The organism is Bacillus sp. 3G2 (assembly GCF_044324725.1).
GTDB lineage: Bacteria > Bacillota > Bacilli > Bacillales > Bacillaceae_G > Bacillus_A > Bacillus_A mobilis.
In genome coordinates this window covers 4,718,180-4,735,334 of record NZ_CP172246.1, presented here as the reverse complement: position 1 = coordinate 4,735,334, position 17,155 = coordinate 4,718,180, and the positions used below count along the sequence as shown (strand labels likewise).

Here is a 17,155-nt window from a genome sequence, read left to right as displayed (position 1 = left end):
CTTGGTTATTTTAATTGCTGAAATGCGTAATGTGCCATTTTTTTCGTATCAGGATATAGTTGCGTGCGAGTAGAAGATAATACAACATTAATGACGCGTTTACCGTCTTTTTCATCCACTGTTACGACCGTATATTTTCCGAGTGCTGATAGACCGCTTTTACTTCCAATTGCATATGGATCGTCATATAGTTCTTCTCGTCCATAGTTTGCGATGTTTGGAGAGCGTTCTGAAGTATGTAGAGTTGTACGTGTTGAATTCATATATTCTAAAACAACTGGGTACTTTAATGCTTCTTTCGTAATCATAGCAATGTCATATGGTGATACTTTATTTCCGAGTGCATCAGCGCCACTTGCATTTTTGAAAGTCGCATGCTTTGTACCAAGTTCCTTCGCTCTAGCATTCATCATTTTTACAAATTCATTTTTTGATCCTGCGATATGTTCTGCGATGGATTCGGCTATTGGATCTGCACTAATGATAAGCATCAGTTTTAATGCCTCATCACGCTTTAACTTTTCCCCAGCACGAAGTTTAATTTTCTTACTTTGACTTTCTGTTTTAATTGCGTTCTCTGTAATTGTAATTTCTTCATCTTCTTTTACATTCTCTAGTAAAAGAAGGGTTGTCATCATTTTGGCTATACTAGCCGGATAAGAGCGTTCGTCTTCTCGTTTTCCATACAAAATTTCACCTGTGTCCGCATCGATTGTAATGGCGTATTGTCCAGTGATGCTAGGTTGATCGGCTCTTACAGCTTGTTGTCTTTGTGCGTAAGAGAAGAAAATCATCCCTGTAAATAGTGTAGCAATCATTACAATCATAACTATTGTTCGTTTCATCATCGTTCCCTCTTTTGTTTTCCATATGTACAAATAAATTGGGCAGAAAAAGCAGCCATTACCCATTATGCCACGTTTTCTGCCCAAAAATATACCGTTATTTTTCGCCCATATTATGCTTCTTGTATTGTTGGTTATTACCTTGACGGCCCTTTTCCACACCGTGATTATGCGGACCTGCATTTCCAGTTACACTTGCTGCGCTAATTCCAGCTTTTGAAGGGTTCTTCTTAAGTTTTGCCATATATATTCCTCCAGTTTCGTCAGATTATAAAAAGGAAAAGTGTATTTGAGTGAAGAAAATACATACATATAGCATGGGCAAATAAAAGAAAAGTATTTATTTCAGAAAATTTTATCAATAAATATATTGCGAAAATTCAAACTGTATCATATATTTATTAGTAGAGGCTCACTCATTGATTGCGACTTATGTCGAAAAATTGAATGAGCATTCATTCAAGAATAGGGGGAGAATTGGATGTTCCAAATTAAAAAGGCTGCTGTTCTAGGTTCAGGCGTAATGGGTTCGGGGATTGCGGCACACTTAGCTAATATTGGTATTCCGACATTATTGCTTGATATTGTACCACCTGCGCTAACAAAAGAAGAGGAAGCGAAGGGACTTACATTAGAACATAAAAGTGTGAGAAATCGTTTTAGTAATACGGCTGTACAAAAACTATTAAAGCAAAAACCAGCTCCTCTGACAGTGAAAGGAAATCTAGCACTGATTGAAGCAGGTAACTTAGAAGATGATCTTGAGCGTCTAGCTGATGTTGATTGGATTATTGAAGTAGTAGTTGAAAACTTAGATATTAAAAAGAAACTATTTGAAAAAGTAGATGCTGTTCGTAAACCGGGTTCTATTGTAAGCTCGAATACGTCAGGCATTTCAGTAGAAAAAATGGCAGAAGGTCGTTCAGACGACTTCCAGAAACACTTCTTAGGTACACACTTTTTTAACCCACCACGATATTTAAAACTTCTAGAGGTAATACCGACGAAAGAAACAGATCCACAAGTATTAAGCTTCATGAAACTATTTGGCGAAGACGTTCTTGGAAAAGGCGTTGTTATCGCAAAAGACACACCAAACTTTATTGGAAACCGCATCGGTACGTACGGTTTATTAGTAACTCTTCAAGAGATGATAAAACGCGGCTATAGCATTGGGGAAGTTGATTCTGTAACAGGCCCACTTATTGGTCGTCCGAAGAGCGCAACGTTCCGTACATTAGATGTTGTTGGTCTAGATACATTCGTACACGTTGCAAATAACGTATATGAAAACGTACAAGAAGAAGAGCGTGATGTATTTAAAGTACCAGCTTTCATGCATGACATGCTTGATAAAAAATGGCTTGGAAGCAAGACAGGTCAAGGCTTCTTCTTAAAACAAGGAAAAGAAATTTTAGAATTAAATCCTGAAACGATGGAATATGAAGCACGCAAAAAATTAAAAGCTGCATCTATCGAGTTAAGTAAACAAGAAAAAGGTTTATCGAATAAATTGAAAGCGCTTGTATACGCGAAAGACCGCGCTGGAGAGTTGTTATGGAACATCATTACACCGACTCTTTTATACTCTGCAAAACTTCATAAAGAAATTGCTGACGATATTGTTGCAATTGACCAAGCGATGAAGTGGGGCTTCGGCTGGGAGCAAGGACCATTTGAAGTTTGGGATGCAATCGGCGTTGAAAAGTCCGTTCAAAAGATGGAAGAAAACGGCGTAGTTGTTCCGACTTGGGTGAAAGAAATGGTAGAGAAAGGTTTCACTACTTTCTACAAACATGATAACGGAGATAGCTACTATTACGATAATGGCGAGTATAAGCTAATCGAACGTAATAAAAAGGCAATTTCTCTTAAACAATTAAAAGCGAAAAATGGTGTATTAAAGAAAAATAGCGGAGCGAGCTTAATTGATTTAGGTGACGGCATCCTTTGCTTAGAATTCCATTCGAAGAGCAATGCAATTGGTATGGATATTACGCAAATGATTAACTACGCTGTTGATGAAGTAGAAAAGAATTATAAAGGTCTTGTTATCGGTAACCAATCGAAGAACTTCTGCGTTGGTGCGAACTTAGCAATGATCTTAATGGAAGCACAAGATGACAACTACTTTGAAATTGAGTGGGTTGTGAAAAACTTCCAAGATGCAATGACGAAAATTAAATACTCTTCTAAGCCAGTTGTAGCAGCTCCATACGGTATGACGCTTGGCGGAGGTACAGAAGTTTGCTTACCAGCAGCGAGCATTCAAGCTTCTAGTGAAACGTATATGGGCTTAGTAGAAGTTGGTGTTGGCCTAATCCCTGGCGGAGGCGGTAATAAAGAGCTATACATTAAACACTTAAATAAAATGCCAAACGGTGTAGAGTTTGATCTGCAAAAAGTTGCGAATAAAGTATTCGAATCTGTAGCGATGGCGAAAGTTTCTACATCAGCACAAGAAGCTGTATCGAACAACTTCTTAGGCGATAAAGACGGTATTAGTGTGAATGGTGATCACTTACTATATGATGCGAAACAAAAAGCACTTTCTTTATATGAAGCGGGTTATAAAGCACCGATTCGCAAAAAGATACCAGTTGTTGGTGAAACAGGCTATGCAACGCTTGTACTTGGTGCAGAAGCAATGCATTTATCAGGTTACATTTCTGAACATGATCTTCACATTGCGAAGAAACTTGCATATGTCATTGCGGGCGGAAAAGTACCGTACGGAACAGAAGTTGATGAGCAGTATTTATTAGATGTAGAACGTGAAGCATTTATTAGCTTAGTAAGTGAGATGAAATCACAAGCAAGAATGCAGCACATGCTTGTAAAAGGAAAGCCATTACGTAACTAATAACGAGGGGAGATATCGTTCATGAGAGAAGCTGTCATTGTTGCGGGAGCAAGAACACCAATTGGAAAAGCAAAGAGGGGTTCATTAAAAACAGTTCGTCCTGACGATCTAGGGGCGTTAGTAGTAAAAGAAACGTTAAAGCGTGCGAATTATGAAGGACCAATCGATGATTTAATTTTCGGTTGTGCGATGCCAGAAGCAGAGCAAGGTTTAAATATGGCTCGTAATATCGGCGGATTAGCAGGACTTTCTTACGATGTTCCAGCTATTACGATTAACCGTTACTGTTCTTCAGGTTTACAAAGTATCGCTTACGGAGCAGAGCGTATTATGCTTGGTCACTCGGAAGCTGTATTATCAGGCGGAGCGGAATCAATGAGTTTAGTTCCAATGATGGGACACGTTGTTCGTCCGAATAGTCGCCTTGTAGAAGCAGCGCCAGAATATTATATGGGTATGGGACATACAGCAGAGCAAGTTGCTGTGAAATATGGAATTTCACGCGAAGAGCAAGATGCATTTGCAGTAAGAAGTCATCAACGTGCTGCGAAAGCATTAGCTGCAGGGAATTTTGCTGATGAAACAGTATCTGTAGATGTAACGTTACGTACTGTTGGATCAAACAATAAACTGCAAGAAGAAACAATCATTTTCGCACAAGACGAAGGTGTAAGAGCAGAAACGACGCTAGACATTTTAGGTAAATTACGTCCAGCATTTAACGTTCGCGGTTCTGTAACAGCTGGTAACTCTTCACAAATGAGTGACGGTGCAGCATCTGTACTATTAATGGATCGTGAAAAAGCAGTGAGTGATGGCATGAAGCCACTAGCGAAATTCCGTTCATTTGCAGTAGCTGGCGTACCACCAGAAGTAATGGGAATCGGCCCAATCGCAGCAATTCCAAAGGCGTTAAAATTAGCTGGCTTAGAGCTATCTGATATTGGCTTGTTCGAACTAAACGAAGCATTCGCTTCTCAATCGATCCAAGTTATTCGTGAACTTGGTTTAGATGAAGAAAAAGTAAACGTAAACGGTGGTGCAATCGCACTTGGACATCCACTTGGCTGTACAGGAGCAAAACTAACACTATCTCTTATTCACGAAATGAAACGCCGCAACCAACAATTCGGTATCGTAACAATGTGTATCGGCGGCGGAATGGGAGCAGCAGGAGTGTTTGAATTACTATAAAAAGTGGAAGTGGCTCGCTCAGAATGTGAGGGGGATGGAGCTTCAGACGAAGAGGCACTCTTTGCCTCACAGGAAGAAGTGAAGCCACCGGAACTAGATTATAAAGAATGGAAGCAACAAAGGTTTATAAAAAATAAACGGGAGAGCTAGCTTCTTTCAAAATGAAAGAAGCGGCTCATGAAAATATGAAGGAGGAAATTTTCATGGAAAAAACAGTAGGAAGTGCGGTTAAAGGCGGTAGCTTTTTAGTTGATGAGATTACGATTGATCAAGTGTTTACGCCAGAAGATTTTTCATCTGAGCATAAAATGATTGCGAAAACGACAGAGGACTTTATCGTAAATGAAGTTCTTCCAGAGCTTGAATATTTAGAGCAACATGAGTTTGATCGTTCTGTTCGTCTTTTAAAAGAAGCCGGGGAACTTGGTTTATTAGGCGCTGACGTACCAGAAGAGTACGGCGGAATTGGCCTTGATAAAGTAAGCTCGGCGTTAATCGCAGAGAAATTCTCTCGCGCTGGTGGTTTTGCAATTACTCACGGTGCTCACGTAGGTATCGGATCTTTACCAATCGTATTATTCGGTAACGAAGAGCAAAAGAAAAAGTATTTACCATTACTTGCAACTGGTGAAAAATTAGCTGCATACGCATTAACTGAGCCAGGTTCAGGATCTGATGCATTAGGTGCAAAAACAACTGCACGTTTAAATGCAGAAGGTACACATTACGTATTAAATGGTGAAAAGCAATGGATTACAAACTCCGCATTCGCTGACGTATTTATCGTATATGCAAAAATTGATGGAGAGCACTTCTCAGCATTTATCGTAGAGAAAGAATATGCTGGCGTATCTACAAGCCCAGAAGAGAAGAAAATGGGTATTAAATGTTCTTCAACTCGTACGTTAATTTTAGAAGATGCATTAGTACCGAAAGAAAACTTACTTGGTGAAATCGGTAAAGGTCATATTATCGCGTTCAACATTTTAAATATCGGCCGTTATAAATTAGGTGTTGGTACAGTTGGATCTGCGAAACGTGCAGTAGAAATTTCAGCACAATATGCAAACCAACGTCAACAGTTCAAACAACCAATCGCTCGCTTCCCATTAATTCAAGAGAAACTTGCGAATATGGCAGCAAAAACATATGCAGCTGAAAGCTCTGTATACCGTACAGTAGGTTTATTTGAAAGCCGCATGAGCACATTATCTGAAGAAGAAGTAAAGGACGGTAAAGCAGTAGCAGCTTCTATCGCTGAATATGCAATCGAGTGCTCTTTAAATAAAGTATTCGGTTCTGAAGTATTAGATTATACAGTAGATGAAGGTGTTCAAATTCACGGTGGTTACGGATTTATGGCAGAGTACGAGATTGAAAGAATGTACCGCGATTCTCGTATTAACCGTATTTTCGAAGGAACGAACGAAATTAACCGCCTAATCGTACCAGGTACGTTCTTACGTAAAGCGATGAAAGGTGAATTACCACTTCTTCAAAAAGCACAAAAATTACAAGAAGAGTTAATGATGATGATGCCAGAAGAAGTAGGCGATGAGCCATTAGCACTTCAAAAATATTTAGTAACTAACGCGAAGAAAATCGGCTTAATGGTAGCTGGATTAGCTGCTCAAAAATACGGTAAAGCATTAGATAAAGAGCAAGAAATTCTTGTGAATATCGCTGACATCGTAAGCAACCTATACGCAATGGAGTCAGCTGTTCTTCGTACAGAAAAAGCGATTAAAACAACTGGTCTTGAAAAGAATAAACAAAAAGTGTTATACACTGAAGTATTCTGCCAAGAAGCATTCAACGAAATCGAAGCAGATGCGAAAGAAACACTTATCGCAGTTGAAAACGGCGACATGCTACGCATGATGTTATCATCATTACGTAAATTAACTCGCCACACACCACTTAACGTAATTCCGAAAAAACGTGAAATCGCTGCGAAAATTTTAGAAGATGAGCGTTACACAGTTTAATAGCTGTAAAGAAAAGTAGTCGTATAAACGGCTACTTTTCTTTTTTTTTGTAAAAATGAAATTTTTAGTGGCACAAAACTAATACCATTAGTACAATAAAACTAATGGTATTAGTTTTCGTGAAAAGGGAGATGGAAATATGAGAATGATACATGAAAAAACGGTATATCAATTGTCATTTTTGCCAAGAGTGTTTCCAGTGAATTGTTACTTTGTGGAGGAAGAAGATGGTTTAACTTTAATTGATGCGGCTTTGCCATATAGCGCAAAAGGTATTTTACAGGCGGCTGAGAACATAGGGAAACCCATTACTAAGATTGTATTAACACATGCGCATGATGATCACATCGGTGCATTAGACGCATTAAAGGAAGTACTTCCTAATGTTCCAGTCTATATTTCTAAGCGGGACGCAAAGCTGTTAGAAGGAGATACGACGTTACAAAAGGATGAACCAAGTATACCGATAAAAGGTGGTGTACCTAAAAAAGTAAAAACGGTACCTGATGTGTTATTGGAAGATGGCGACCGAGTTGGATCGCTTCTTGCGATTATGACACCGGGACATACGCCAGGCTCCATGTCGTTTCTTGATGTACGGAATAAAGCTCTTATTGTCGGGGATGCATTCCAAACAAGAGGCGGTATGGCTGTTTCGGGACAAATGAAATTTTGGTTTCCGTTTCCTGCGATGGCAACGTGGAGCAAAGAAATATCATTACAAAGTGCAGAGAAGTTAAGCGAATATGAGCCTTCCTTGCTTGCGGCAGGACATGGGAAAATGATAAAGAATCCAGGCACTGTCATAAAACGTGCTATTAAGGAAGCTAAGCAAAATATAGAAAGTAGAAAAGAGGGGTAATTGATGTCACCGAGAATCGGACTTACATTACAGAAAATTGTAGAAACAGCAGCAGAAATTGCGGATGCAAATGGAATACAAGAAGTAACGTTAGCTTCATTAGCGCAAACATTAGGGGTACGTTCACCCTCGCTATACAATCATGTAAAAGGTTTACAAGATGTACGGAAAAATCTTGGTATTTACGGAATCGAACAGCTGTATAACAGACTGGAAGAAGCTGCTGAGGGTAAACGTATGGACGAAGCAATTCATGCTTTAGGAAAAGCATATGTAGCATTCGTACGCAAACATCCTGGACTGTATGAAGCAACTTTTTTACGAGATGAAGAAGTAAGAAAAGCTGGTGACGGAATTGTAAAGCTTTGTCTTCAGGCTTTACAGCAGTACGGATTAGAAGGAGAGAATGCACTTCATGCGACACGTGGATTCAGAAGTATTTGTCATGGATTTGCTTCAATTGAACAGCAAGGTGGATTTGGTCTGCCATTAGATTTAGATACAAGTTTACATGTATTATTGGAAACGTTTATTAAAGGATTACGTGAATAAGAAGCGAGACAAACAAAAACCTTAGAAGCGATTCTAAGGTTTTTTAGTGCATATGATTTCAAAAGAACGGTAGGCCTTTTCTCGTTAAAGGATATCATCTTGCAGGTTTGAAAAAGGTGTATATGGCTAAGAAAAAGCAAACGAAACTGAATGCGATAGGATCTTGATAGGGACTAGGCTCAGAACCCTTCTGGATTTCTGTAAGGAAGTCATGTGTTTTCATGTTCATTGCTCCTTTAACTAATCAGTTTTATATGATACGAGGGCTATGGTGGATAGAAGGTCTTTTTTGAAATTTTATACAATAATTATTGTATAGCAATTTGATTCCTAAAACTATAGAATGCAAAGCTTTCATAATATGTAAAATTGCATATTATTCTTTTTGTAAAATTTGTTATATTATCTTTATATTTAAATTAAAGGATTTTAATGATATAAATGAGAATAACTGGAGGGATACTGTGAGTAAAACAGTGTTAGAAGCGTATAGTGTGGAAAGAGAAATAGAGAATATAACATATAAAAACCTATTTGTAATGATAGCAATGATTATAGGGATTTCACTCCTAGGAGGATTATTCCTTGGTTTAGCCTTTGGGATTTATGGAGAAGAAGCATTAAGTACTAAATTAGAAGGATATTATTTGCTCTTATTCGATGCATCTGTTGTTGCTATCGTTTTATTAGCTTATAAACCGGTTCTTCATTTTATTAAATCTATTTGGGATTTATCCGTTTTGAAGAGTGGGAAGACATATTTATATCTATTAATTGGTTTTATTATCATTGCAGTATCACAATATTTAATGTTACATGTGTTTAGTTTTGAAAGTGCAGCAGAACAAAAGGAACAATTAGGAAGTTTAAGCCTTCAAAATAGCATACAAAGTATTATATATGTGTTAAGTGTTGCTATAATTACACCGGTTAAAGAAGAAATTCTATTTCGAGGTATTTTATATCGATTTCTAGAAAGGAAATATAATTTTTTAGTTGGTATTATTATTTCTTCCTTTATTTTTGGGATTCTTCATGGAGGTCTTCTAATTACAGCAACGATTATGGGGATTGTATTGGCTATGTTATACAAAAAGACGCAATCTATTATACCTAGTATTATTTTACACATTGTATGGAACTCACTTGTGAGTATAAGTATGATTGTATCTCTATAAAATTGAATACATAACCAGTATAAAAGATGAATGGCTTAGCTATTCATCTTTTATTTTGTATGCACGTGAAAAAGTTAATTCATGCATACAATCAAAAAATAGCTAAATACTAACAGTGAACGAACAAAGAAAGGTAGGAGTATTCTATGCAAAACTTAACAGAGCTTGAAGTAGAAAACTTACGTCATTTAATCGGTGGACACGCAACAATTATTAACAAGTTGGAACAGTATGCACAGACGTGTACAGATCCAGAGTTGAAACAAATGCTACAAAAGGATGCACAAGATGCACGAAATACGAAACAGCAATTAATGACTTTCCTAGGATAGGAGGAAGCGACAGATGAATGAAAAAGATATGGTAAATGATTATTTAGCAGGGTTAAATGCAAGTTTAACAAGTTATGCAAATTATATTTCTCAGTCTGATAACGAACAGTTACATCAAACGTTAATTCAAATTCGTAATCAAGATGAGATGCGTCAACGTAATATGTATGAGTACGCAAAGCAAAAAAGTTATTATAAACCAGCTGCACCTGCGAATCCAATGATTGTCCAGCAATTAAAAAGCCAATTAAGTGCGGAATAATGGGATGACAAAAAACGGGCGAATGAAGTCGCTCGTTTTTTGTTTTGTCCCGTTATTTACTGGGCGGTAAAACCCCACTGATTAAAGTTTTACTTTATATATGTCAATAAATATATAATAAATATTTTTCTAGTTGTAACAAATATGACGAAAATGGAATATAACAATTCACAAAAAGGACAAAAGTTTGTTCAATATTTCACAAAGTATCCATGGTTTATATCGTGGGAATCTCTATAATTAGGAGTGTAAAGAACAAAAGAAATAGATTATATGATCAATTAGGAGAGATTGCTATGAAACGAAATACAAGAAAAATTGCAATTATCGGTACTGGATTAGTTGGATCAAGTTGTGCATATTCCATTGTGAATCAAGGCATTTGTGAAGAGCTATTATTAATTGATATAAATCATGAACGTGCAGTTGGGGAAGCAATGGATTTATCACACTGCATTAACTTTACAAATACAAGAACAAAAGTATATGCAGGAAGCTATGAAGACTGCAAAGATATGGATATCGTTATTATTACAGCGGGACCGGCACCAAAGCCTGGACAAAGTCGCTTAGATACTTTAGGAGCGAGTGCGAAGATTATGGAAAGTATTGTTGGCGGCGTAATGGAAAGTGGATTTGACGGTATTTTCTTACTTGCATCGAACCCAGTTGATATTATTACGTATCAAGTGTGGAAATTATCTGGATTACCTAGAAATCGTGTGATCGGTACTGGTACATCACTAGATTCTTCTCGCTTAAGAACAATTCTGTCTGAAATGTTACATGTAGACCCTCGTAGTATTCATGGGTATTCATTAGGAGAACATGGTGATTCTCAAATGGTTGCTTGGTCTCACGTAACTGTTGGTGGAAAGCCGATTCTACAAATTTTAGAGGAACAAAAAGAACGATTTGGTGAAATAGATTTAGATGAAATTGTTGAGAAGACTGCAAAAGCTGGATGGGAAATTTATAAGCGTAAAGGAACTACTTATTACGGAATCGGAAATTCTCTAGCATATATTGCGAGTTCGATCTTTAACGATGATCACCGTGTCATTGCTGTATCAGCCATTTTAGATGGTGAGTACGGTGAGTATGATATTTGTACAGGAGTGCCAGCTATTATTACTAGAGATGGTATGAAAGAAGTTGTAGAACTAAATTTAACAGAGGATGAAGAATCTCGATTCGCAAAATCAAACGATATTTTACGTGATTATATGAAAACAATTGGTTACTAACTTATAGGAGAAGGTGAAACAAATGAAGGAATATATAATGTCTCGTGTATTTAAAGCATCAGCTGGAATCGCACAAGGTATTTTCGTATCCCTTGGAATTGGTTTACTAATCGAAAATATAGGAAGAATTGTTGATATTCCGTTACTTATTACAATCGGAGTTGTTGCAAAATCACTTATGGCACCAGCCATTGGTGCCGGAATTGCTTTTATGCTCGGTGCAAACGGTCTTGTAATCTTCTCGGCTATGGTAGCTGGAGCGATTGGTGCTGGATCCATTTCAATTACTGAAGCAGGTCTAATTATTAAAACAGGTGAGCCAATCGGTGCATTATTAACAGCGACTTTAGCTGTATACATTGGTAAACGTTTAAGTGGAAAAACTGCATTAGATATGATGCTTGTTCCATTTGCGGCCATATTAGGTTCTGGTTTAGTTGGTATTTGGTTATCTCATAATATTACTCCTGTTTTAAATACAGTTGGAGCATTTATTAAAGATAGCTCAGCTGGTAGCCCGTTTATTGCTTCTATCGTGATTGCAGTCGTTTGGGGACTATTACTTATCTCTCCAGCTTCGTCAGCTGCGTTAGCGATCGCACTTAGCTTAGACGGTGTTGCAGGTGGTGCTGCTCTTGCAGGCTGCGTTGCTCAGTTTATCGGATTCTCTGTTATCTCAGCGAAAGAAAATAATTTAGGTGGCATATTAGCTCAGGCTCTTTGTACTCCGAAAGTACAGTTGCCAAATATCACTAAAAATCCAATGATTCTCGTCCCAACTGTCGTCGCCAGTGCTATAGTTGGTCCTGTATCCGCATTAATTTTCCAACTGGAAGCAGGAAAAGAAATTGCAGGTCTTGGATTAAGCTCTCTTATCGCACCAATTAATTTAATTTCCAGCCAAGGATGGGGAGTTGTCCCAGCGATGGTCATCACTTATATCATCATTCCAGTAGCTGTTTCTTATATACTTTACATTGCTCTTAAAAAAGCAGGTCGTATTCACTCTGGTGATATGACTGTACCGCAATCTTAAATTGAAAATCTCCCTTTATATAGAGAAAAGCAGACTGTAGAAGCCACAGTCTGCTTTTTTGTTATGTTACATTTTATGATTTTGTTTTACTGGAACACGTACAGTTTCTTTTGCTAATAATAACTGAACGCCGAAGTAAAGTATGCTTGCAAGCGTCATGCCAGAAATGGCGTCTACAAATGCATGTTGCTTCGTAAATAGCGTTGATAAAATAATAAGCGTACCGAAGAACATAAGGATATAATACTCAAAAGCATGTTGTTCTCTACGTCTAAAGGCAGCTAACATAATGATAAAGGTAGTAAGAACGTGAATGCTAGGGAAACAGTTTACCGGTTGATCGATACTATAAATATAGCGGACTAGTTCGGAAAATACGTCTGATCCAACGACTGTTGGACGTGGTACAGTTGTCTGCCAAAAATAATAAATAGAGAAACAAGCAAGTTTTCCAAGAATGATACTACTTAAAGTGACATAATATTGTTTTCGATCCGCAAAGCAGTAATAAATAAGTGCGCCGTATAAGTAAGGAAACCAAAGTAAATAAGGAATAATAAATGCTTTCACAAATGGAATCCAATCATCTACTACAGTTGTGACATCTACTGCGTGAACAGCCGATTTATTTAATACATCGTAAAGGGGACTTACGAGTACGAGTAGAAGTATATAACTTAACGGAAGAAAAGATGAAAGTTTAAATTTCTTCATGATAATCTCCTATGTTTAGTAATGTAAGTAAATTCAATTGATTATAATATAGAAACGTAATTCGAGCTATCGATTTTACTTACATTTTCTTGAATGAACCTTACGTTTTTGTCACTTGACTGAAAAGAAGGGGAGGGTGCTAAATGAAGCGTTTATCGTATTTCTTATTTTTTATATTGATATGCCTAGTGAGTGCTGGGTGTGCAAAGGATAAAGAAGGAGAGAAATTAGAATATAACGGAAGAGCACTCGTAATTGGAGTTGTTGGAGAGAAACCGAAAGATACGTTTAGGAATATAAAGTTTGAGGAAACGAAGTTAGAGGAACTGGAAAAGAAATCTAAGGAAGTGGATGGTTTTCTAATAATGAAAGATCACTTTCAAGAGGCCTCAGCAGATCAGTATAAAGATGTATTTTCATCGCTAAAGAAACCAGTGTTTTTTATCGGTTTACAAGATAAATCATATTCAACGTTTATTACAAAAGGGATAGAGTATAACAGTGCACGAAAAGATGTAAATGCTATGTATACACAAGGCTTTGCAAATATCGGAAGTGGTGAAGGACAACAATGGGCAGTCGGTTTATCGAATGGTGGAAATACGGAAGAAAGTATTCATAATATGTATATCGTCGTATTCCAAACAATTGCCGATTACTTGAATAGATGAAGAAGGAGCCTGTAAACGAGGCTTCTCCTTTATTTCGCATGCAGGAATCGGTTATATAATGGTCCAAATGATTCCATTGTTATGAGGTTACTGGTAGAGCGTTTTGATTAACAGCAATTCCTCAATATTCATACAATATGCAAATATACATATTGTATTTATTTGGATATTTTGTATGTTAAAATTAAATATAGGGATTTTTGTATGTAAGGAACTGAACTCAGAAATATCCAATGAACTTTGAGAGGTGTTATATGTTTAAAAACAAGAAATTAATTCGTTTCGGTCTAACATTACTTGTATGTTTATTTGTAATTGATTTTACAATCGGTTATTTTCAAGCATATCTTGAATCAGCGGCAGGTATTAAATGGGTAATATCAGAAACTTGGAGAACTATTTTGTTAGATGCCCCTGAAAGTATACTGGTTATTTTAGGCGCAATTGCTTTATATGATTTCACAAAAGAAACATCTCCAAAAGACGCATCCATTTAAATGCGTCTTTTTTCTTTGCAGTAATTTCTTCAACATCATGGAATACTCTCATTATTACGGCTAAAATTGTTAATTCCTTTTATCTGTACGCCTTTGTCATGTAAAGTGTTTCCAGATTTTGTGACTATAGGATGAAATGGTGAAATAAACGTTTGTTTAAGATGTATGTTCGGTAGGAAGAAATCGATGCGGCTCAAGGGTTAACAAAGAAAAAAGGGGAATTAATCAAACGTTTGTTTAAGATGTATGTTCGGTAAGAAGAAATCGATGCAGCTCAAGGGTTAGCAAAGAAAAAAGGGGAGTTAATCAAACGTTTGTTTAAGATATATGTTCGGCGAGTGATAAGAGAAGAATCTAAAAAAATTTATATATTTATTTTTTCTTAACAAATGGCGGAAAAATAAGAAAAATTTGCAGGATTATTAAAAATTATCACGAAATAAGTAAAAGTTTAGCGAATAATCGTTTGAAATAATAAAACGTTTTCTATATGATAAAGGTAAAGGTTAGTAAAAAAGTAGGTGAATTTATGACAGTAACATTTTATTCATATCCAAAGTGTGGCACATGTCAAAAAGCAAAGAAATGGTTTGAGGCAAACGATGTAGCATATGAGATGATTCATATTGTTGAAAATCCACCATCAAAAGAAGATTTACGTAATTTACATGAAAAAAGTGAATTACCATTAAAAAAATTCTTTAATACAAGTGGAATGCGTTACCGCGAACTTGGTCTGAAAGATAAGTTAAAGGATGCAAGTGAAGACGAAATGTACGAGCTTTTAGCATCTGATGGCATGTTGATTAAACGTCCAATCGTAACAAATGGAACGAATGTAACACTTGGTTTTAACGAAGAGCAGTTTGAAAGTGTGTGGAAAAAGTACCAATAAGGTATTTTTACATAATTAATACATTCACTGGAGGTACAGTCATGAGCATTCCAAATAATTTACGTTACTCTGAAGAACACGAATGGGTAAAAACTGAAGGTAATGAAGTTGTTATCGGTATTACTCACTTTGCACAAGGTGAGCTAGGCGATATCGTATTCGTTGAACTTCCTGAAGTAGGTGCAACAATCGAAGCTGACGAGCCATTCGGAAGCGTAGAATCTGTTAAAACAGTTTCTGAGTTATACGCACCTGTAAGTGGTAAAGTTGTAGCAGTAAACGAAGAATTAAGTGACCAACCAGAACTTGTTAACGAATCTCCATACGAGGGTGCATGGATGGTTAAAGTTGAACTTTCTGATGCAAGCCAAGTTGAGAAGTTATTAACTGCAGAAAAATATGCAGAAATGACAAACCAAGACTAATTATAGTCGACTAAAGGACAGCCTTTGTGCTGTCCTTTTTTATTTTGTGTAAAATAATGAATATAGAATCATATACTAATTATTGTGTAGGAGAACGTTTTTTGAAAAAACTTTTTCGTCTAAGCTTGTATTGTCCAGCTCCAGCGGCTAGAACAGTCGGTCATTTCACTCCTTCACTTGAGGCAAAGAGCGCCTCTAGTTCAGGAGTTCCAATGCCCTCTTGTTCTGAACGAGCCGCTTGCGCTTTTCTTTTGCAAAAATAAACAGGAAACAACATGAAAATAACGAATATACTATATACTAAGTTAAAGGTTGTATAGTATATGGTGATCGGGTGATGACATATGATTTATGTAGAAAAAGTCATTATTGTAGAAGGTACATCAGATAGAAGAAAGATTGAATCTATTATTCGGGAACCGGTGGAAATTGTTTGTACAAATGGTACAATTGGTTTGTCGAAAATGGATGAGCTCGTTGATCAGTTTTTTGATAAGGAAGTGTATGTGCTAGTGGATGCTGATGATGCTGGAGAAAAGTTAAGGAAACAATTTCGAAAAGAATTTCCGCAAGCAGAGCATATTTATATTGATCGCTCGTACCGAGAAGTGGCAACTGCGCCATCTTCGCACTTAGCAAATGTATTATGGGGAGCTGACATTGACGTTTATACAGAATATTTACGGTAAGGAATGATAGAAGTGATTGACTGGACAGGAGCCGAAGCAACAGCCTTAATAGAGAACGAAGAAAAAACAGTGTTATATGTATATACTCCAATGTGTGGAACATGCCAATTAGCAAAAAAGATGTTAACAGTCGTTGAGATGACAATTGAAGACCTCAAAATTGGAATGTTAGATTTAAATTATGCTCCGCATTTAGCGAAAGAGTATGGAATTGAAAGTGTACCGTGTCTACTTGTTTTTGAAAATGGGACACTCATGAAGAAGATATATGCATTTCATTCGGTTGAATATTTATATACGGAATTAAAGTAGGCGGCAAAGTTTTTGCCGCCTCGACATATTTCTCGGGAAATATGTCGAGATGCAGTGTGGTTACAGTATTTGTCGAGCGAAAGTAACAGGATTGCTCTTTAGTGAGAGGGAATGATATGTGTAATAGAAAGTGATATGAAGGATGTGATTTAGGGTGAAATTATATTCTTTGCTGCAATCATTTGTAAATTACGCTAATGGTCAATATCATTTAGAGCCGCTTTTAAGACAAGGAGAAAAAACTGTTAATTTCCGTTTTGGAGATGAAAGTTGTTCGCTACAAATTTCAAGGAATTATATAGAGCTGCTACATGAGGAAAGAGGAACGGAGCAAATCGTTTGTGTAGATGAAGAAGATGTAAAACAATTGGTGAACGGAAATGTAAGGTTGCAAATGTTAATGAACGATGGACGTGTACAATATTCAGGAACGTATCGAACGATGCTATTAGTTGAATCGATGTTTCATATATGTAAACCGATGTCAGTAGGCGCTTAAAATTCTGAAGGTTCATTTTTTGCGAAAATTTCTGTTGACATGGTGTGTGGATATTGATACAATTCAATTCATAAAATATAGACAATTTCATAAA

General features: G+C 36.8%; 20 protein-coding genes. 17 read left to right on the top strand and 3 right to left on the bottom strand.

Annotation, left to right across the window (positions count from 1 at the left end):
* Positions 1-5 precede the first annotated feature (5 nt).
* Together ACHZK0_RS24490 and ACHZK0_RS24485 are read right to left on the bottom strand one after the other, a co-directional pair.
* Positions 6-845, bottom strand: coding sequence for a D-alanyl-D-alanine carboxypeptidase family protein (locus ACHZK0_RS24490; protein WP_000831469.1), 840 nt, complete (start codon positions 843-845; stop codon positions 6-8).
* Positions 846-942: 97 nt separating this feature from the next.
* Positions 943-1,089 carry a YuzL family protein gene (locus ACHZK0_RS24485; protein ID WP_001096344.1) on the bottom strand — a complete coding sequence of 49 codons (147 nt, stop codon included), beginning with the start codon at positions 1,087-1,089 and terminating at the stop codon, positions 943-945.
* Positions 1,090-1,326: 237 nt separating this feature from the next.
* Here ACHZK0_RS24485 and ACHZK0_RS24480 point away from each other — a divergent pair, with 237 nt between their 5' ends.
* The 10 genes from ACHZK0_RS24480 to ACHZK0_RS24435 all read left to right on the top strand — a co-directional run bounded on the left by ACHZK0_RS24480 (position 1,327) and on the right by ACHZK0_RS24435 (position 12,359).
* Entirely contained in the window at positions 1,327-3,708 is a 2,382-nt protein-coding gene (locus tag ACHZK0_RS24480) for a 3-hydroxyacyl-CoA dehydrogenase/enoyl-CoA hydratase family protein (protein ID WP_270340948.1), read from the top strand.
* Positions 3,709-3,729: 21 nt separating this feature from the next.
* Entirely contained in the window at positions 3,730-4,902 is a 1,173-nt protein-coding gene (locus ACHZK0_RS24475) for an acetyl-CoA C-acetyltransferase (RefSeq protein ID WP_001206343.1), read from the top strand.
* Positions 4,903-5,087: 185 nt separating this feature from the next.
* Positions 5,088-6,890 carry an acyl-CoA dehydrogenase family protein gene (locus ACHZK0_RS24470; protein WP_002019643.1) on the top strand — a complete coding sequence of 601 codons (1,803 nt, stop codon included), beginning with the start codon at positions 5,088-5,090 and terminating at the stop codon, positions 6,888-6,890.
* Positions 6,891-7,029: 139 nt separating this feature from the next.
* On the top strand, positions 7,030-7,752 hold the full coding sequence (locus ACHZK0_RS24465) for an MBL fold metallo-hydrolase (RefSeq protein WP_262741051.1): 723 nt from the start codon (positions 7,030-7,032) through the stop codon (positions 7,750-7,752).
* A gap of 3 nt (positions 7,753-7,755) precedes the next feature.
* On the top strand, positions 7,756-8,304 hold the full coding sequence (locus ACHZK0_RS24460; protein ID WP_088307958.1) for a TetR/AcrR family transcriptional regulator: 549 nt from the start codon (positions 7,756-7,758) through the stop codon (positions 8,302-8,304).
* 464 nt (positions 8,305-8,768) lie between these two features.
* Positions 8,769-9,482 carry a CPBP family intramembrane glutamic endopeptidase gene (locus tag ACHZK0_RS24455; protein ID WP_262741050.1) on the top strand — a complete coding sequence of 238 codons (714 nt, stop codon included), beginning with the start codon at positions 8,769-8,771 and terminating at the stop codon, positions 9,480-9,482.
* 146 nt (positions 9,483-9,628) lie between these two features.
* Positions 9,629-9,814: a hypothetical protein gene (locus ACHZK0_RS24450; RefSeq protein WP_001180553.1), complete on the top strand. Its 186-nt coding sequence runs from the start codon at positions 9,629-9,631 to the stop codon at positions 9,812-9,814.
* A 13-nt stretch (positions 9,815-9,827) separates the two neighbouring features.
* Positions 9,828-10,076, top strand: a complete 249-nt coding sequence (locus ACHZK0_RS24445) for a spore coat protein (RefSeq protein ID WP_001002992.1) — start codon at positions 9,828-9,830, stop codon at positions 10,074-10,076.
* Positions 10,077-10,372: 296 nt separating this feature from the next.
* Complete coding sequence (locus ACHZK0_RS24440) at positions 10,373-11,323, top strand: L-lactate dehydrogenase (RefSeq protein ID WP_416241299.1); 951 nt, start codon at positions 10,373-10,375, stop codon at positions 11,321-11,323.
* Between the two features lie 22 nt (positions 11,324-11,345).
* Positions 11,346-12,359, top strand: a complete 1,014-nt coding sequence (locus ACHZK0_RS24435) for a PTS transporter subunit IIC (RefSeq protein WP_262741049.1) — start codon at positions 11,346-11,348, stop codon at positions 12,357-12,359.
* A 66-nt stretch (positions 12,360-12,425) separates the two neighbouring features.
* Here the strand turns inward: ACHZK0_RS24435 and ACHZK0_RS24430 are convergent, their stop codons facing one another.
* Positions 12,426-13,073 carry a phosphatase PAP2 family protein gene (locus tag ACHZK0_RS24430; protein WP_063260500.1) on the bottom strand — a complete coding sequence of 216 codons (648 nt, stop codon included), beginning with the start codon at positions 13,071-13,073 and terminating at the stop codon, positions 12,426-12,428.
* Positions 13,074-13,216: 143 nt separating this feature from the next.
* Here ACHZK0_RS24430 and ACHZK0_RS24425 point away from each other — a divergent pair, with 143 nt between their 5' ends.
* From ACHZK0_RS24425 to ACHZK0_RS24395, 7 genes are all read left to right on the top strand, one after another.
* Positions 13,217-13,744 (top strand): hypothetical protein, encoded by a 528-nt coding sequence (locus ACHZK0_RS24425; RefSeq protein ID WP_270340944.1) that lies wholly within the window; start codon positions 13,217-13,219, stop codon positions 13,742-13,744.
* Positions 13,745-13,998: 254 nt separating this feature from the next.
* The gene (locus ACHZK0_RS24420; RefSeq protein ID WP_061678018.1) at positions 13,999-14,241 is read left to right on the top strand and encodes a DUF3937 family protein; all 243 of its coding nucleotides are present in this window, start codon (positions 13,999-14,001) and stop codon (positions 14,239-14,241) included.
* Between the two features lie 529 nt (positions 14,242-14,770).
* Positions 14,771-15,136: an arsenate reductase family protein gene (locus tag ACHZK0_RS24415; RefSeq protein WP_000218969.1), complete on the top strand. Its 366-nt coding sequence runs from the start codon at positions 14,771-14,773 to the stop codon at positions 15,134-15,136.
* A gap of 41 nt (positions 15,137-15,177) precedes the next feature.
* Positions 15,178-15,561 (top strand): glycine cleavage system protein GcvH, encoded by a 384-nt coding sequence (gene gcvH, locus ACHZK0_RS24410; protein WP_000026896.1) that lies wholly within the window; start codon positions 15,178-15,180, stop codon positions 15,559-15,561.
* A gap of 344 nt (positions 15,562-15,905) precedes the next feature.
* The gene (locus ACHZK0_RS24405) at positions 15,906-16,250 is read left to right on the top strand and encodes a toprim domain-containing protein (RefSeq protein WP_000640869.1); all 345 of its coding nucleotides are present in this window, start codon (positions 15,906-15,908) and stop codon (positions 16,248-16,250) included.
* A 3-nt stretch (positions 16,251-16,253) separates the two neighbouring features.
* Positions 16,254-16,562, top strand: a complete 309-nt coding sequence (locus ACHZK0_RS24400) for a thioredoxin family protein (RefSeq protein WP_002008881.1) — start codon at positions 16,254-16,256, stop codon at positions 16,560-16,562.
* 154 nt (positions 16,563-16,716) lie between these two features.
* On the top strand, positions 16,717-17,061 hold the full coding sequence (locus tag ACHZK0_RS24395) for a hypothetical protein (RefSeq protein WP_262741046.1): 345 nt from the start codon (positions 16,717-16,719) through the stop codon (positions 17,059-17,061).
* Positions 17,062-17,155 lie beyond the last annotated feature (94 nt).

Excerpts from the sequence above, each read along its gene's own strand:
- ACHZK0_RS24400 (WP_002008881.1), top strand. The coding sequence starts at position 16,254 with ATGATAGAAGTGATTGACTGGACAGGAGCCGAAGCAACAGCCTTAATA.
- ACHZK0_RS24480 (WP_270340948.1), top strand. The coding sequence starts at position 1,327 with ATGTTCCAAATTAAAAAGGCTGCTGTTCTAGGTTCAGGCGTAATGGGT.
- ACHZK0_RS24420 (WP_061678018.1), top strand. The coding sequence starts at position 13,999 with ATGTTTAAAAACAAGAAATTAATTCGTTTCGGTCTAACATTACTTGTA.
- ACHZK0_RS24460 (WP_088307958.1), top strand. The coding sequence starts at position 7,756 with ATGTCACCGAGAATCGGACTTACATTACAGAAAATTGTAGAAACAGCA.
- ACHZK0_RS24470 (WP_002019643.1), top strand. The coding sequence starts at position 5,088 with ATGAAGGAGGAAATTTTCATGGAAAAAACAGTAGGAAGTGCGGTTAAA.
- ACHZK0_RS24445 (WP_001002992.1), top strand. The coding sequence starts at position 9,828 with ATGAATGAAAAAGATATGGTAAATGATTATTTAGCAGGGTTAAATGCA.
- ACHZK0_RS24490 (WP_000831469.1), bottom strand. The coding sequence starts at position 845 with ATGAAACGAACAATAGTTATGATTGTAATGATTGCTACACTATTTACA.
- ACHZK0_RS24430 (WP_063260500.1), bottom strand. The coding sequence starts at position 13,073 with ATGAAGAAATTTAAACTTTCATCTTTTCTTCCGTTAAGTTATATACTT.
- gcvH (WP_000026896.1), top strand. The coding sequence starts at position 15,178 with ATGAGCATTCCAAATAATTTACGTTACTCTGAAGAACACGAATGGGTA.
- ACHZK0_RS24450 (WP_001180553.1), top strand. The coding sequence starts at position 9,629 with ATGCAAAACTTAACAGAGCTTGAAGTAGAAAACTTACGTCATTTAATC.
- ACHZK0_RS24415 (WP_000218969.1), top strand. The coding sequence starts at position 14,771 with ATGACAGTAACATTTTATTCATATCCAAAGTGTGGCACATGTCAAAAA.
- ACHZK0_RS24475 (WP_001206343.1), top strand. The coding sequence starts at position 3,730 with ATGAGAGAAGCTGTCATTGTTGCGGGAGCAAGAACACCAATTGGAAAA.
- ACHZK0_RS24485 (WP_001096344.1), bottom strand. The coding sequence starts at position 1,089 with ATGGCAAAACTTAAGAAGAACCCTTCAAAAGCTGGAATTAGCGCAGCA.
- ACHZK0_RS24435 (WP_262741049.1), top strand. The coding sequence starts at position 11,346 with ATGAAGGAATATATAATGTCTCGTGTATTTAAAGCATCAGCTGGAATC.
- ACHZK0_RS24465 (WP_262741051.1), top strand. The coding sequence starts at position 7,030 with ATGAGAATGATACATGAAAAAACGGTATATCAATTGTCATTTTTGCCA.
- ACHZK0_RS24440 (WP_416241299.1), top strand. The coding sequence starts at position 10,373 with ATGAAACGAAATACAAGAAAAATTGCAATTATCGGTACTGGATTAGTT.
- ACHZK0_RS24425 (WP_270340944.1), top strand. The coding sequence starts at position 13,217 with ATGAAGCGTTTATCGTATTTCTTATTTTTTATATTGATATGCCTAGTG.
- ACHZK0_RS24405 (WP_000640869.1), top strand. The coding sequence starts at position 15,906 with ATGATTTATGTAGAAAAAGTCATTATTGTAGAAGGTACATCAGATAGA.